The sequence below is a fragment of the Sphingobacterium nematocida genome (genome assembly GCF_900168125.1).
GTDB classification, from domain to species: domain Bacteria; phylum Bacteroidota; class Bacteroidia; order Sphingobacteriales; family Sphingobacteriaceae; genus Sphingobacterium; species Sphingobacterium nematocida.
The window spans coordinates 19,895-36,343 of record NZ_FUZF01000002.1 but is presented as its reverse complement, the minus strand read 5'-3'; the positions used below and the strand labels follow the sequence as shown (position 1 = coordinate 36,343).

Below are 16,449 nucleotides of genomic sequence, written 5' to 3'. Positions count from 1 at the left end.
ATGAGCAAGTTTTATCTTAAATGCTGCAGTCTATCCATTCTTATGCTCTTATGCATATCGGTAGTATTTGCACAGCAATCTGTTACGGGGATAGTATCAGATGCATCGGGCCCTATGAAGGGCGTGAGTATATCCGTTAAAGGAACTAATAAAGCGACACAGTCGGACGCCAATGGAGCATATTCAATCCAAGCCGACAATGGCCAAACCATACGGTTCTCCATGATTGGATATGCTGCGCAAGAAGTTATGGTCGCCTCCGCTAAAACGATTAATGTAACTCTAATTAATCAAGATGGTGCGTTGGATGAAGTCGTAGTAACAGCCATGGGTATCAAGAGGGAAAAAAAGGCTTTGGGTTATTCTTTTCAAGAAGTTAAATCTGAACAATTACTAGAATCTAAAGAAGCAAACATTTCAAATGCTTTAGTCGGTAAAGTTGCAGGGTTGAACGTAATCAAGGGTTCAAATGGTCCTGCTTCATCAACGAAAATTACACTTCGTGGAAACAATTCGTTGACAGGAGATAATCAGCCACTAATCATTGTCGACGGTGTACCAGTAAATAACTTCTTGGGAGCCACGAACAATGACTATTGGAATCCAGGCACCGATATGGGAGGAGGACTAGGTGACATCAATCCCGAAGATATCGAAAGCATGTCTGTTTTAAAATCTGGAGCCGCGTCAGCTCTCTATGGTTCTAGAGCAGGTAACGGTGCTATAATTATTACCACAAAATCGGGTAAATCTCAAAAAGGATCAGGAATTACCCTTTCTTCTACTCTGGGATTAGAAACACTATTTATGATTCCAGATATTCAAAACGATTTTGGCCAAGGAAATAACGGTGTTGCTGACCCTATTGGAACCAGCAATTGGGGACCTGCTGTAGCTAGCTCCAACCAACAAGTTTATGACAACATTGGCAACTTTTTTAAGACAGGGATAAATAACACGCAAAATATATCTTTCCAAAAACAATTAGGAGAAACAAATATCTATACTTCTGCAACATACTTAGATGACCAAAGTAAAATTCCTGGAGCAACATTCAGACGTATAAACTTATTATCTAAAGTAGGAACAACATTTGGAGCTAATAATAGGTGGTCAACTGATGTAAAAGTTCAGTATATGAACACCAATGCAAAAAACAGGCCTTTGTCCGGACAAAACAATTCTAACGCGTATGCTACTTTATTTAGAATGCCAAGAACACTAAACATTTTAGATTACAAAGATGCTGTTAATGAATTTGGCAACATGTTGTGGTATGGTACGAGTAATTCAATGAACCCGTATTGGTTAGCTGAATACAAATTAAATGAAGATTCAAGAGATCGTTTCTTGATGAACGCTAATCTAAAGTACAAATTGACTGATTGGTTAGATGCTGAAGCGCGCTTCGGCACAGACATGTACACAACTAATTTCACTAATCGTACCTACAGCGGCAGCCCATTGTCGTCTACAGGGCAATATGGTATAGGTAAAAACACGTTCAATGAGACCAACTACATAGCAGCATTACACGCACACAAAGAAGAGTTAGGCGGAAGTAAATGGGGATTGAACGCGTCACTATTTGGCCAATTAATGCGTCAAAAAGAATCTAGCATTAATGGTTCAGCAGGTGAATTAGAAGTTCCAAATTTGTTTACTTTAGGAAATAGCAAAGGTAACCCAAGCGTTTCTGAAGGTTTTTATGAAAAACAAATTAACTCATTGTACGCTACAGCCGAGTTGAATTATGACGGCTTTTGGTATGTTAATTTAACCGGAAGAAATGACTGGTCTTCGGCTCTGAATAAAGATAATAGATCATATTTCTATCCATCTGTTAGTACTTCATTGGTAGTAACAGAAATGATTAATAAAACTGGCGGGTCAACTCCTTCTTGGTTATCATTCTTAAAAGTAAGAGGATCATATGCTGCTGTTGGTAACGACTTAGGTTCTTACAAACTTTATAATGTATATAACATTGGAAAAGATCCTAACGGAAACACTACAGCCAGTAGAGGAAATGTTAAATTCAACCCTAATGTAGTGAGTGAGCTCATTAAAACATTTGAAGTAGGATTTGATGCCAAATTATTCAACCGTCTTGGGGTAGATTTCTCATGGTATAAAACTAACGCGACCAATCAACTAATCAGCCTACCATTGAACCCGTTAAGTGGCTATAGTTCTGAAATCGTAAATGCTGGTAACATTCAAAATAAAGGGTTTGAGATTGTATTAGATGCTAATATCTTAAAATCTGAAAATGGCTTTAATTGGGACACACGCGTAAACTTCTCTAAAAACGAAAATAAAATTGTTGAGTTGACTGAAAATGTAAAAATATATCCTTTAGGAGGGTTTGACAATATTGCTGTTCGTGCAGAAGAAGGCTATTTATACGGTAATATTTATGGATCTAAATTCCTTAGAGTAACTGATGAAAATAGCGAACACTATGGCAAATTATTATTAAATGGAAGCGGACTACCACAAGCAACAGGTCAAGAAATATTAGGCAATCAATCGCCTAAAGCTCTAGCAGGATGGACAAACAGTTTCTCATACAAAAATATAGGACTAAGCTTTCAAATTGATGGAAGATTCGGTGGTGAATTTTTCTCTGGAACAAACGTTAATTTACAAGCAAATGGTACCGCTGCAGAAACTGTCATGAATGGTAACCGTGACAATTTAGTAGTTGATGGTGTTATTGCCTCAGGTTCATCTTATGTTGTGAATGACAAATCAGTAACTCCGCAACAGTATTGGACGCAAGTTGCTACTTCTGGAAACCTAGGTATAGGTGAAGCAAACATTTACGATGCGACTAACATTCGCTTAAGAAATATTTCTTTAAACTACAGATTACCAAGTTCTATTTTAAAAAATACGTTTATTCAAAATGCTAAATTTGGATTTACCGTCAACAATGTTTGGATGATAAAAAGCCATGCAAAGGGAATTGATCCAGAGTCAGTATTTGCAATCAGCACAAATGCTACTGGTTTCGAAAACTTCTCTACCCCAACATCGCGTTCGTACTTTTTCAATTTAACATTAGGCTTTTAACAAATAAGATTAAAATTATGAAAAATATATTTTCGAAAGTAGGACTAGCATTACTATTGAGCTCGAGCTTAGTAGCGTGTTCTAAATTTGACGAGATTAATACCTCTCCTACTGCCGCTAGTGCGGATCAGGTACAAATAGAATATTTCTTAAATAACTCCATTATTGGAGCCCAGCAAGATCCTCATATCGCTGAACGCGCGTTTGTCCTGTACTGGAAGACTGCCGCTAGGCAGCATTTCACAACAGGTATAGCAGGAGGTACATCTAATGATGGTTGGTCAAGTGACTATTGGAGCTATGCATCTGGATGGTTAAACAGTGTAAACACGGGAATACAAATTGCGAAAGACCAAATAGCCAAAGGAAAATCTAAGGAATATACAGACAACTTGATTCAGATTTCCAGAATCTGGCGTGTGTATTTAATGAGCGAATTATCCGATAATTTTGGTCCCATTCCTGTTGAAGCTTTTACGGGAATCAATCCTACAACAAGTTCGGTTAAGGACGTTTATTACTATATGCTAGAAGAATTAAAGGATGCATCTTCTAAAATTAATACTTCTGTTGTCATACCTAATGATTTGAAAAAATATGACGCAGCGTATGGTTTCGATTACGATAAGTGGATAGCTTATTCGAACTCCATGCGTCTTCGTTTAGCTATGCGCATCTCTGAGGTAGATCCTGATAAAGCTAAATCTGAGTTCGAATCCGCAGCCTCAACTAACAAATTATTAACAAGTTCGAATCAAATTTTCCAAGTTGCTGAAAAAGGTGGATGGGATGCCCTAACTGGGGTAATGTCCCGTGAGTGGAATGGACAGATTTTGTCTGCAACGCTCAACAATCTTTATTCAGGGCTCGGAGGGATAACTTCGCAAAGTCAACTACCATCATCATTTCATAGTAGTATTAAGGCTGAGAATTATGCTGGTAAAAGAATGCTAGGCCATTATTCAACCTTAACAAATGATCCTTCTGCGGGCTATTTCTTTGACGGATTACCATATGCTATCGATCCCCGAGCTTACAAAACCTTCTATATTCCTGGAGATGTTACAAACCCAATTTGGTCGAACTATCCTTCATGGACTACTGACGCTCAAACAACGACAGTAACATTTGCCGCATCAGCAGGATACAACACTACAGCCATTTCTGCTGACACAAAAAACACTTGGAGCACTTTAAACATAGGAGATAATGGAGCAAAAGGTACAGCTAATGGAATTAGATCTGTACAAATTGGTAAAGTACCTGGTTTGGCACAAAATTTCAGAAACAGTACTAATAAACGTGTATTCTTTGGCAACTGGGAAACATACTTTTTGTTAGCAGAAGCTGCATTGAAAGGTTGGAATACTGGAACTACAGCACAAACAGCGTATGAAAACGGTGTTAAAGCAAATTTTGATTATTGGGGGTTATCTTCTGTGGCCACTAGCTACCTCGCATCAGAAAACTACAACAGAGTCGGTACATCTGTAAAGTTTACGCACACTACAGAACCAGGAAGTTCACATAGCGTTACATTTGTTGATGGTTATACAGGAACTGTCGGAACTACGAACATGGCCTACCCTAGTAATACTATTTACAAAAATGGTATGGTGAAAAACGACGCTTTAACAAAAATTATTACGCAAAAATACATTGCGAATATGCCTTGGTTACCATTAGAATCATGGAATGATCATAGAAGGTTAGGATTACCTTTCTTTGAAAACCCATCGGTAGAGAATCCTCTTCCAAATCTACCAAATTTAACAAGCAGTAATTATATGACGAATAGCATCAAAAATTTTCCTCAAAGACTTCCTTACCCATCAAGTTTTAGAGAAGCTGATGCTAATGATTACCAAAATGCTGTTACCCTATTAGGTGGACAAGATGTTGTTTCTACCCCGCTTTGGTGGGCTAAGAAAAACTAAATATTCTTTCGGAGTAAAATAATGATCCCCGTTGCTGATGGCAACGGGGATTTTTTTTGCTAGTAAAACCACAAGTAGCATGATATTAAACAGTTTAATATTTCCCTCTAATCCAGCCTTCCTAGATATACCGAATCAGATAATTCCTCGCTATAACTATCTTCGAAGCCGATATAGACGTGTAAACCTTTACCCCGTCGAGTAAGCAACCCTGACTTCAGCCGATACGCCCCCATACGTGCCGGTACGATTGCTGCGCGCATATCGGCTCCTTCCTCCACATTCAGCAGCACCACATTCAGTTTGACCCAATCTTGTGGATCATTTTCAAAGGGAGTCCAGGTGATATAAAGCTCATCGTCTAGCAGCTGCATCTGGGCATTCTCTGGAAGAAACAAAGTACCTCGAAGCGGTTTGAACAATTCTGGTCTTACAGACGGCTCATTGTTTGCATCAATACGAATACATTCTTTCCTCACATGAGACTGCGCCAAATTAGCTGCATTTTTTGTTGGGTGATCTTTCAATAGATTCTTGTATCCATACTTCACAATCGGGAATAGATAATTTAGAAAACTATTCGTCACTTTTGTAACCTGACGGTTCAATAATTCTGCCTTACTTGGAGGTGTGGTACGAACCTTACGACGTCCACGCACAATATTCTGCCCATTCAACATATAAGCGAATACACTACCAAACTTACCTCGGATAGGACCATTTGGGCCATCATTTAGAATTGCCATAACTTCAATTTTTAGGATTGTGATTTGAATCAAGTTGATATCATCTTCGTAACAAATTATCTCTTAAAATGTTTTTTAAATATCCTTTATATAACCTTTACTTAGTATATGACTATGCTAAGGCTAAGTAAAGGCTATGTTAATGCTACCTAAAGAGTAACTTAATACCAAACTTGGTAATAACGAATCTAGTACAAATAGCGTTATTACCCTTATACAACTCCCTTAATAGCAGCATCCGTATAAATGCTTTCACTACGTAACACTAAAAGTTAAATATTTAGTTTTAAAACCTTGCCCGCTGATGACAATATCTTCATTATTCTATTTTAAATATCCACTTAAAACCGACATTCTTTAAGCAATTTTTTTCCAAATCATCTAGTTTTTCATTACCTTGGAAAGATAAATCGACAACTGTTATGATAAACACCGTCTGGGTAAAAGTCACTTTAATATTCAGTTTACTATTTGCACCCCTAGCCTACTCCTTTGCACAATCTCCTCCAAAAAGTCAATGGTTTCAGGAGGCTAGGTATGGTATGTTTATACATTGGGGATTATACAGTGCCGCCGAAGGATTATGGAAAGGCGAAAAACTTCGCTATCTTAATAATTATGCGGAATGGATCAGGTACCGCAACCGAATTTCCAAAGACGAATACGGAACCTTAGCCAAACGCTTTGATTGGGACACAATAGATCCAGAACAGTGGGTGATACTCGCCAAGGAGGCTGGTATGAAATACATCATCATGACCAGTAAGCACCACGATGGAGTGGCTATATGGGATACAAAAGTGGGTAATTATTCGTTACCAAAACTAGCTGGTTCGGAGCGGGATATCTTGAAAGAGTTAGCTGAGGCCTGTCGTAAACACGGCATGAAACTTGGTTTTTACTATTCCCATTGGATAGATTGGGAGCATCCCTATGCTTGGGATCACAATCAAGAACTAAAAGGTCGGGTTACAGATGCGCAGTTTGACCAGTACTGGCAAGAGAAAGTGATTCCTCAATTGACAGAACTATTAACCGATTATGGGGATATCGCCCTCATGTGGTTTGACATGTGGATTCCTTATCAAAAATCCATCATAAAAAAAGAACAGTTATTACAAGTAGCGCAGCTTATACGAAAACTACAACCCAATTGCCTAATCAACTCGCGACTAGGTCTACCAACGGATGAGAACACCGTGGATTTTGAAACATTGGGTGACAATCAGTTTGGTACATCTTATGTCAATCATCCTTGGGAAACTCCGGGAACTATCGCTCACTCTTGGGGATATAACGGGCAGGAAAACGAATGGAAATCCACTTCACAAATTTTCCAATCGCTCATTTCCAATGTCAGCTTAAATGGCGGATTAACATTAAACATAGGTCCTCGAGCCAATGGTGTAGTACCTTACGAAAGTATTCAACGCTTACATGACGTCGGAAATTGGTTGAAATCTTACGGGACAAGTATCTACGGAGCCACAGGTATTCCTTTGCGGGTAGGACAACACGATTGGGGGTACCTTACCTCCAAAGTAGAAAATAATTCAACGTTTGTGTATGCACAGGTTTTCAACTGGCCCTTGGACAAGGTCCTAAGAGTGTCAGGAATTGAAAACACACCAAAGGAAGTCTATCTACAGCAAGGGAACGAGCAAAAAAAACTACTTTTCACACAAAATGGGCCATTACTTCACATTGACTTAGGCCGAGAACAACCTAATCAATACGTCTCCAACATTGTACTTCGATACGACAATACCCTACGACTCAACAAAGAAATCGTCGCAGAGTCGACATTCGGAGGCTTTGCCTTAATCCCTCCAAATAACAATAACAAAGATTTAAAAATAGAAAAATATGACGGCAAACGCCCAGCTCGTGTTAGTCTAGATGCAAAAAAAGTACTAAGCTGGACTATTTATATCCCCTCTCCGGGTAAATATTACTTTGATGTATCTGCTCACAATCCGTTAAAAGAAGATAAATCAATCCGGATTACAGTGGATAAAGAGACGATTGTCGGTCAGCTCACACCCGATGTGCAGATGGTGGCAGAACCGAATGAAAATAATTACACGCCCGAATTTACGGATAGGCGAATAGGAAGTATCATATTTCCTAACAAAGGTATATACACGCTTACGTTAGCTAACGATGGGGATAGCGCTTACTGGTTTAACAGACTGTGGATCAGCAAATAGCTTTTTTTCAAAAAAAAACATAAAAAAAGATCAAAAAACATCAATTTTGTGCTCATTCGTGTATTTTTTTTTCACAACCATCATAGGTCATCATCAAAGCTATGCAATCAGTCCAGGTGACATTAGGCAGTACGTTCTTCAGTAGTAGAGAAGGTTTGTTAGCGCTAGACGATTCGGGTGTTATCATCGCCCATAATGAACAGGCGCTAAAACTGCTCGACATTTCTGCTCAGAATCTGGAAAACAGGAAACTTTCGGAGGTTTTCGTCTTTTACACGATAGATACGTCCCTACCCCTCAAAATCAATGAGTCGCCATGGGAAGAAACTATCGTAAAAAAGGTTGAGAAAGAAGACATCACATTAGGGATTGACCCTAAAAACAGGGCACGTAAATGGTTATCCCTTTCCTCCAAATGGATGTATAACACAGAAATACCTTATGTTTTAGTTTCTTTCTTTGATATCTCAAAAATTGTCCAACAAAACATTATCCTCGCAGCAAAAGAACAACAAATAAATCTTTTGGTTTCTTCCCTGAACGATATTGTATTCGAAATGACCAAGGAAGGAGACATTATCAACTATTGGACAAATAATGATAGCCTTCTGTTTTATCCACCAAGTCATTTTCTGGGAAAGAACATCAAAGAAATCCTGCCCGATTCGATGACGACTCCCGCTCTACATCTTGTACAAGAGACCTTAGCATCGGGCATCGAACAAGAAATGGATTTTCTTTCTCCGTTTGAATCTCATAAAAATTGCTGGTATCATCTACAGGTCAGAACTATTTCTAAGAACACGGATCGCGTAGCTATTATTATTTCCGATATCACGAAAGAAATCGAGAATACAGAACGAATAAAATTAAACGAGAACAAATTTAATCAGGCCTTTCACTTCTCAGGATTAGGGATGTCCATAACAGGATTAGATGGTTATTGTTTGGATGCCAACAAAGTACTCTGCAATATGCTGGGCTATACAAAGAAGGAGTTGCAAGCAGTAACTTTTATTGACGTGACACATCCTGATGATGCCCAACAGGATCTAGAGTTAAGGGGGAAACTTCTAAACAGCGAGATCGACAGTTTTACTTTTCAAAAACGTTATCAACACAAGACAGGCCACTATGTATGGTGCGATACCACCGTCTCTTTAGTACGCAACCACAAGCACTACCCACAATTCTATATTGCGCAAATACAGAATATCTCACAGGCGAAACTCAATATAGAAACGCTAGAAAGTCAAAAAGCCGAACTAGAATCCATAAAGATGGATCTGGAGACAAAGGTACGTCAATTGGAAGAATTCAATCAAATTGTGGCTCACAACCTCAAAGGACCTGTCTGTAACATACAGATGTTGATGGAAGAGATCGACACTGAAACGGATGAATCTAGAAGAAAATCTTACCTTTCTTTGTTAAAATGTAGTGGTGATAACCTGCATCAAGCCTTAGAAGAACTAACAAATATCTTAGAACTAAGAGGGGATATTAGCCAGTCCTATAAAAAATGTAACTTTCAAGATCAACTTAATAAGCTATACCAACGGTATCTCCCTGAGATAAAAGAGAAAAATGCTATATTAACAACCGACTTTAAAATAACACATATCCACTACCCAACTTTGTATCTAGAACGTATTTTGGACAATTTACTGAGCAATGCACTCAGATACACAACCATAGATCGACAGCCTATAATCCATATTAACAGTTACCGAAAAGACGATAAAACGTTCCTTCAGATCACTGACAATGGCATCGGAATAGATTTACCAAAATACAAATCCCAGCTGTTTATGTTTAAGAAAGTTTTTCATCGTGGTTTCGAGAGTAAAGGCATGGGATTATTTACCATAAGATATCTATTGGAAAATATAGGCGGCAAAATCGACGTAGAGAGTCTCCCAGATAAGGGTTCTTCATTCACTATCCAATTTTAGACCACATGGAAGAGAAAAAACAAAAAAAGACACGGGTCATGTTAGTGGATGATAACGCGATCTTTCGTCTGATTTTCAGTAACATGCTATCCGGATATCCCGACAACACATTGGAGATACTCACGTTCGATAATGCGTTAGCGTTTTTAGAAGACTTCCCTTTGTGTAATTCAGAGCCTTCGACAACCAACATTCTTTTTGTAGATATCAATATGCCTTTTATGACAGGCTGGGAATTAATGGATAAACTAGAGACGGATATGAGCGATTTTACACAATCGTCTGCTATATATATTATTAGTTCTTCCTCTAGTAAAAGTGATTCCGAACAAGTCAAGAATTATCCTTTTATAAAAGGTTATATCTTAAAGCCTGTCAACAAACAAGTGCTCTTTGATATTATCAAGAAGCACATTGCTGTTGATACTTTATAATTTCTTACGATACCCTTTCTTTGAGCGCTTTCACCTCCAAAGCTACCGCAGTATCACTACCATCGGTAATGGCAGACGAATGAAAATAGACTGCACCTGTTTCACGTAACACCTCCTCCACATTCGTTGAGCGGAGACCTCCACCCGGCATAATTACAATACGTCCTTGTGCAGCCTGTACCAAGTACTTGAGGTTAGCTAAACCTGCCATCACGTTGGGCTCACATCCGGATGTCAGTATAGTTTTAAAACCACAATGGATTACCTCCTCCAAGGCAACATCCATATCGGTCACATCATCGAATGCCCTATGGAACGTACAGGGCAATGGCGCCGCTAACGCAACCAATTCGCTATTCTGCGCAAGATTCACCGTATTATCGGCGTTTAGTATTCCAAATACAAAACCGTCTACCCCCAAATCCTTGATCCGAAGTAAATCACTTTTCATCTGGGCAAACTCGTCATCACTGTAGACAAAATCACCTCCCCGCGGCCGTATCATTACGTTCATTGCGATACGGACAGCAGCCCTTACCGCAGTGATATCCGCAATACTTGGCGTCGTTCCTCCGACTTCCATACCTGCACAAAGCTCAATCCGGTCTGCGTTACTTTCTTGCGCAATCATTGCCGCTTTAGTATTAAAACTTGCAATCTCTATTTTAGCCATTCGTTTTCAAATAAGAATTTGATTTAATTAGTTCATTGCCCTTTCCATCATACTTGGCATAATTGAATCCACCATGGATACAAAACGCACCGTATTCACCGCGCTTATTAAGCGCAATAAATCCAACCTGTATATTGTCCAATGTCTTTTTCCTATTATGTGTAAACTTTACAATACGTTTTACCGCCTCCTCGCAGGCCTTTTGAGGTGCGTAGCCCTGTCGCATCAATTCAACGACCAAATGACTCCCCACCGTACGTATTACCTCTTCACCGTGCCCGGTCGCCGTAGCAGCTCCAATCTCATTATCGACATAGAGTCCCGCACCAATGATAGGCGAATCCCCTACGCGTCCATGCATCTTGAAAGCCATCCCGCTTGTCGTACAGGCGCCTGAAAGATTGCCCGCAGCATCTAGTGCAATCATTCCTATCGTATCGTGATTTTCAATATTGACTACGGGTTCATATTTAGCAGTCTTCAACCATTCTTTCCACTCCCTTTCGGACTCTGGGGTCAAAAGATTTTCTTCAGGAAACCCCTGCTCTTTAGCAAACTGTAATGCTCCATCACCCACCAACATCACATGAGGAGTCTTTTCCATTATTGCCCGTGCAACAGTGATCGGGTGCTTGATCCCTTCTAATGCGGCTACTGACCCTATACCCGCAAACTCATCCATAATACAGGCATCTAGGGTCACCTTACCGTCTCTATCTGGACGTCCACCATAACCGACACTACGTTCTGTCGGATCGGCTTCTGTAAATCGTACTCCTTGCTCTACCGCATCCAAGGCCCTACCCCCTGCAATCAATACTTTCCAAGCCTCTTCGTTGGCTTTCAAACCAAAATCCCAAGTTGATAAAACGACCGGTTTATTTATTTTTTTGTTGGGCATCCCTTGGGACAACTGCGGAGCAAGCCCCAAAGCAATAGATCCTAACCCGATCTTATGTAAAAATTTTCTTCTAGAATTCATGACTTTTCAAATTCGTTATCTTTAAATTTAGTAAACAGAAAGCTCATCTACAAACAACCAGCTGTCATTCCCGGCCCCCGGGAAACCGGCGGGGATTTTACCTACGTGCTCTACTTCAACACGCACAAAGCGTGCTTCCTGTGCTTTGAAATTAAGCTTTATCGTACCTCTAGATGCATCGATATCCTCTTGTCCAACAGTAGCTATTAAATCAAACACCTTTCCATCGTTAGAAACAGACACCTTCACTGCTTTGGGATAATGGATCCAACTACCCTTCTGATCCACGGTGTTCAAAGCCACCGTAGTAAATTTAAGAGATTCTCCCAAATCGATTGTAGCGACCAAATCCTGTCCATTAAAACCAAGCCAGTCTCTTTTAAAATAATTTTTATTACCATAGACTCCATCCACCAGACTACTGTTTCCATTTGCCGAATAACTAGAACTAGCTTTATGGAGCAATTCAATAGATTTACCAGTGGATTTACTAACTAAAAACTCTTGACTCAAAAGTGGGCTCTTCATCTTTCCATTCGAAAAACTTGCCGCATTGATCCGCATTGTTTTGTCTACTGGGATAGGGCTCTTGTACAAGAGGCTCTGACCCGTCGGAATGGAACCATCTACCGTATATCGAATAACATCCCCTTCGTTAACAGTGCTTAACTCAAAGTACATCTTCCCGCCTCGAGGAACATTATTGCCACTAATTTCAAAGATAGCTTTACTATAATTTATGTTCTTCTTTTCTAAGAAACCCATATGCTCGATTACGCGTTTTTCAAATGCGGGATAGGATTTATACTGCGAAGTACCCCAAGCTACCTCAGAAAGCGCGAACAAACGTGGAAATAGCATGTATTGCACATGTCTAAAGTTTGGAATGTACTCTGTCCACATATTTGCTTGTGGACCCAAGATATGTTTCGCTTCCTCTTGATTAAGAGCCGTAGGGATAGGATTAAAGCTATATGCCTGATCTAATCGTATCTCGGCACTAAAAGCTAGAGGTTCAGATTGTGGATTTCCTTGGTAATAATCAAAATACATATGACTAACCGGAGTCATTATTGCATCATGCCCAGTCTTCGCTGCGTGAATAGCCCCCTCAATACCTGTCCAACTCATTACCGTCGCATCGGGAGCCAGCCCTCCCTCTAGAATTTCATCCCAACCAATAATACGTTTGCCCTTTTTATTGATATACTTTTCCATACGCTTAATAAAGTAGGATTGTAATTCTGCTTCATTTTTCAAGCCTTCCTTCTTTATCAAAGCCTGACAGTGTGGACAGGATTTCCATCTGGTCTTAGGAGCTTCATCCCCCCCAATATGAATGTATTTATTGGGAAATAAGGCAATTACTTCATCTATCACGTCTTCTAAAAGAGCGAAAGTCTCCTCTTTCGGACAAAAGATATCGTCCATCACGCCCCAGGTCGTACCCACCTCGAATGGTCCACCTGTACAGGACAATTCAGGATAAGCTGCCAAAGCAGCCTGCGCATGACCCGGCATTTCAATCTCTGGGATCACATCAATATGTAGCTTGGTCGCATAGGCCACCACGTCTTTAATTTGATCTTGGGTATAAAAACCTCCATAGCGTCCATCTTTAACTCTATCCACCTCATACTCAACGCCAGGATTCTTTTTACGATAAGCACCAATTTCTGTCAACTTGGGATGACTCTTGATCTCTATCCGCCAACCTTGATCATCTGTAAGATGCCAATGAAACGTATTAATTTTATACCAGGAAAGATAATCCAGATAGTTCTTGACCTCTTTTACGGTGAAAAAGTGCCGACAAACGTCCAAATGCATACCCCGATAAGAAAACTTGGCGTAATCCTTTATTTCCAAATAAGGGAGACTTCCCTTGTCTTTATTTTCTACTACAAGTTGCAACAGAGTTTGAACGCCATAAAACGCTCCTCTACCAGTAGCTGCACTTATAGTGATGCCTTTTTTATCAATTTTAAGCTCATAATAATCGTATTGATCTGCTGGCGGTTGCGCTATTTTCACAAAATGTACGTTTCCTTTCTTTGCAACGATAGCCGGCGACTCAGGCCCAGTGGTTCGCAGCTGCTCCACAAGATAAACTGCTTCATTGGCAAACACCGAATTATTAACACGCCACTCTTTATCAAAAGCCAAACGACCATTTTCAGCAACATGTAAATATTGTGGTTGAGGAATAAGTTGTTCTTGTCCTTCGGATGGAAATATAAAAGAAAATAGGAACGCTAACAGTAATAGTTTATATCGTATCATGGTAATTTCATTTTAACAAAACTACTATTTCTAAATCGGAGTTTAAAATAGTAGTAAAACGTTATAGCATATTGATACAAAAAGAGCTGTCACTCCAGAATGACAGCTCTTTTATCCTGTTTTAAGCGCAACAGTCTACCCAAAATAGCACAACTATATCGCGGCTGTCTTTTGTTTCAACCATGCCGACTCCTCTTCGCTTAATAATGGAGATAATTTCTCATATACCCATTGGTTGTAATTATTAAGCCAATCAATGTGGCTCTGATGAAGTAAGCTTTTCTCCACCAGATCAGTGGCTATATAGCAGATAGTCAATGTCTCAAAGTGCATAAAATCACCAAACTGTGAACTTTCGTAGTTTGACGTCAACACCAGGTTTTCAATACGTATCCCATGTTTTCCTTCACGGTATAGACCCGGCTCGATAGAGGTAATCATACCTTCCTCCAAAGCAACATCTACGGCAGTTGGGTTAAGGGTTTGAGGTCCCTCATGCACATTCAAAAAGAATCCGATACCATGCCCTGTACCATGTCCGTAATTACGCAAAGTCTCCCAGATCGGGCGTCTTGTTATTGCATCAATCTGATACCCACGGGTACCTTGAGGATAAATAGCCTGACTACCTTCGATAGTCCCTTTTAGTACAATCGTATAATCCTCTTTTTCCTCTTGTGTTATATTGCCCAAGGAGATAACCCGAGTGATATCTGTCGTGCCCGTACGGTATTGACCACCCGAGTCTACGAGTAATAATCCAGAAGGTTTTAATGTATAATTGCTCGATGGTATAGCATGATAATGCGGTAGAGCTCCATGATCTAAATAACCGGCAATCGTATTAAAGCTGATATCTACAAAACCCGGCTGCTCAGCTCTGAATCCCTGCAATTTTTCTGCAATCGAAATTTCTGAAAGCTCTTCCTTGCCTAAGCTTTCTTCCAGCCATTTGAAAAACCTCGTCATTGCTACGCCATCATTCACCATGGTAGTACGCATATGCGATATCTCTACCTTATTTTTCAAGGCTTTCAAACTTGTAGAAGGGTTAAGACGCTCTACAATTTTCACTCCACTAGGAATACTATCATAAATGGCAAAACAGGTACGTTTAGGATCGATGAGTATACTTTCGATCGAAAGACCTTTGACAAAATCGAAAGCTTTGGAGTAATCCTGTACCTCTACGCCGTATCCCGCTAATTCTGCCACTGCTTCTGCATTCAACTTCGATGTTTCAACAAACAAAATTGCATCCTTTTTTGAAACATATACAAAGCCTAGAACCACAGGATTGCACGGCACATCCTGTCCTCTCACGTTTAGTAACCACGCTAAATCATCCAGAGATGACACAAAATGCCCCTCTACCCGATACTTTTCCAGAGCGCTGCGAACGGCGGTCAATTTTGACACGGTGTCCTGCCCCGTAGTAGAAGCATCTAACAAATAGGCTTTCACCTGAGGCAACGATGGTCTTCCGTCCCATATAGAACTTAATAAATCCACATGACCATCGACGACCATTCCTCGAGGTTCTAATACATTTTTCACAGTTTGCGCCACCAACAAGGACGCTAAGTTGCCATCAAACGCGACTTTAGTCCCTGCTCCGAATCTTTGATCCAACCATTCTACGTATTCTGCCGCGTGTTGTACTTTCAGTTTTACTAATTCAAAGCCAGTTCCTGCAAGTTGTTCAGTAGCCTGAACGAAATAACGAGCATCGGTCCATAGTCCTGCAAAGTCTTGTGTGATCATTAAGGTCCCTGCAGAACCACTAAAGCCTGAAGTCCACTCAATACATTTGTAACGCTCTGGCAAGTACTCACTAATATGAGGATCCGAAGAAGGAATAATATAGGCATCAATACCTTGTTCCTTCATCAATCCACGAATTTTGGTTAATCTTTCTAAATGTGACATATTATTTCAACTAAATATCTTGCGCAAGTTAGCGAATTCTGTTCCTTTACAGAACTTTAGACCGGTATTTCTTTTTATGTTTATGTGACATCAATAGTTTTCCGCTCTATATCTACGGTCATAACATCTCGATATTTAAAGAATAGTTGATAGATGTTTCGACTGCACTACGTTCCGCTCAACATGACGGTGCGGTTTGTGTTAAGCACATTCGTTGTATTG

At 39.9% G+C, this 16,449-nt stretch carries 10 protein-coding genes; 5 read left to right on the top strand and 5 right to left on the bottom strand.

Features of this window, described 5'->3' with window-relative positions:
- Entirely contained in the window at window positions 1–3,078 is a 3,078-nt protein-coding gene (locus tag B5X76_RS02375; RefSeq protein WP_079640871.1) for a SusC/RagA family TonB-linked outer membrane protein, read from the top strand.
- A gap of 17 nt (window positions 3,079–3,095) precedes the next feature.
- The gene (locus B5X76_RS02370; protein WP_079640869.1) at window positions 3,096–5,015 is read left to right on the top strand and encodes a SusD/RagB family nutrient-binding outer membrane lipoprotein; all 1,920 of its coding nucleotides are present in this window, start codon (window positions 3,096–3,098) and stop codon (window positions 5,013–5,015) included.
- 107 nt (window positions 5,016–5,122) lie between these two features.
- Here B5X76_RS02370 and B5X76_RS02365 read toward each other — a convergent pair whose 3' ends face one another.
- A complete protein-coding gene (locus B5X76_RS02365) occupies window positions 5,123–5,761 on the bottom strand; it encodes a hypothetical protein (protein ID WP_079640868.1) in 639 nt (212 codons plus the stop codon).
- Window positions 5,762–6,183: 422 nt separating this feature from the next.
- Here B5X76_RS02365 and B5X76_RS02360 point away from each other — a divergent pair, with 422 nt between their 5' ends.
- The 3 genes from B5X76_RS02360 to B5X76_RS02350 all read left to right on the top strand — a co-directional run bounded on the left by B5X76_RS02360 (window position 6,184) and on the right by B5X76_RS02350 (window position 10,360).
- Window positions 6,184–7,971: an alpha-L-fucosidase gene (locus B5X76_RS02360; RefSeq protein WP_079640866.1), complete on the top strand. Its 1,788-nt coding sequence runs from the start codon at window positions 6,184–6,186 to the stop codon at window positions 7,969–7,971.
- Window positions 7,972–8,072: 101 nt separating this feature from the next.
- On the top strand, window positions 8,073–9,926 hold the full coding sequence (locus B5X76_RS02355) for a PAS domain-containing sensor histidine kinase (protein WP_079640864.1): 1,854 nt from the start codon (window positions 8,073–8,075) through the stop codon (window positions 9,924–9,926).
- Window positions 9,927–9,931: 5 nt separating this feature from the next.
- Window positions 9,932–10,360: a response regulator gene (locus B5X76_RS02350; protein ID WP_079640862.1), complete on the top strand. Its 429-nt coding sequence runs from the start codon at window positions 9,932–9,934 to the stop codon at window positions 10,358–10,360.
- A 4-nt stretch (window positions 10,361–10,364) separates the two neighbouring features.
- On the opposite strand, the gene B5X76_RS02345 is transcribed toward B5X76_RS02350, so the two are convergent.
- The 4 genes from B5X76_RS02345 to B5X76_RS02330 all read right to left on the bottom strand — a co-directional run bounded on the left by B5X76_RS02345 (window position 10,365) and on the right by B5X76_RS02330 (window position 16,227).
- Window positions 10,365–11,033: a copper homeostasis protein CutC gene (locus B5X76_RS02345; protein ID WP_079640860.1), complete on the bottom strand. Its 669-nt coding sequence runs from the start codon at window positions 11,031–11,033 to the stop codon at window positions 10,365–10,367.
- A complete protein-coding gene (locus B5X76_RS02340; RefSeq protein ID WP_079640858.1) occupies window positions 11,026–12,015 on the bottom strand; it encodes an isoaspartyl peptidase/L-asparaginase family protein in 990 nt (329 codons plus the stop codon). The genes B5X76_RS02345 and B5X76_RS02340 overlap by 8 nt, the downstream gene beginning before the upstream one ends.
- Window positions 12,016–12,042: 27 nt before the next feature.
- Complete coding sequence (locus B5X76_RS02335) at window positions 12,043–14,298, bottom strand: glycoside hydrolase family 20 protein (protein ID WP_079640856.1); 2,256 nt, start codon at window positions 14,296–14,298, stop codon at window positions 12,043–12,045.
- A 153-nt stretch (window positions 14,299–14,451) separates the two neighbouring features.
- Entirely contained in the window at window positions 14,452–16,227 is a 1,776-nt protein-coding gene (locus B5X76_RS02330) for an aminopeptidase P family protein (RefSeq protein WP_079640854.1), read from the bottom strand.
- Between the last annotated feature and the right edge of the window lie 222 nt (window positions 16,228–16,449).

What these genes read in the sequence shown, in the direction of transcription:
- B5X76_RS02375 (WP_079640871.1), top strand. Translation starts at nt 1, where the DNA reads ATGAGCAAGTTTTATCTTAAATGCTGCAGTCTATCCATTCTTATGCTC.
- B5X76_RS02370 (WP_079640869.1), top strand. Translation starts at nt 3,096, where the DNA reads ATGAAAAATATATTTTCGAAAGTAGGACTAGCATTACTATTGAGCTCG.
- B5X76_RS02345 (WP_079640860.1), bottom strand. Translation starts at nt 11,033, where the DNA reads ATGGCTAAAATAGAGATTGCAAGTTTTAATACTAAAGCGGCAATGATT.
- B5X76_RS02340 (WP_079640858.1), bottom strand. Translation starts at nt 12,015, where the DNA reads ATGAATTCTAGAAGAAAATTTTTACATAAGATCGGGTTAGGATCTATT.
- B5X76_RS02335 (WP_079640856.1), bottom strand. Translation starts at nt 14,298, where the DNA reads ATGATACGATATAAACTATTACTGTTAGCGTTCCTATTTTCTTTTATA.
- B5X76_RS02355 (WP_079640864.1), top strand. Translation starts at nt 8,073, where the DNA reads ATGCAATCAGTCCAGGTGACATTAGGCAGTACGTTCTTCAGTAGTAGA.
- B5X76_RS02365 (WP_079640868.1), bottom strand. Translation starts at nt 5,761, where the DNA reads ATGGCAATTCTAAATGATGGCCCAAATGGTCCTATCCGAGGTAAGTTT.
- B5X76_RS02360 (WP_079640866.1), top strand. Translation starts at nt 6,184, where the DNA reads ATGATAAACACCGTCTGGGTAAAAGTCACTTTAATATTCAGTTTACTA.
- B5X76_RS02350 (WP_079640862.1), top strand. Translation starts at nt 9,932, where the DNA reads ATGGAAGAGAAAAAACAAAAAAAGACACGGGTCATGTTAGTGGATGAT.
- B5X76_RS02330 (WP_079640854.1), bottom strand. Translation starts at nt 16,227, where the DNA reads ATGTCACATTTAGAAAGATTAACCAAAATTCGTGGATTGATGAAGGAA.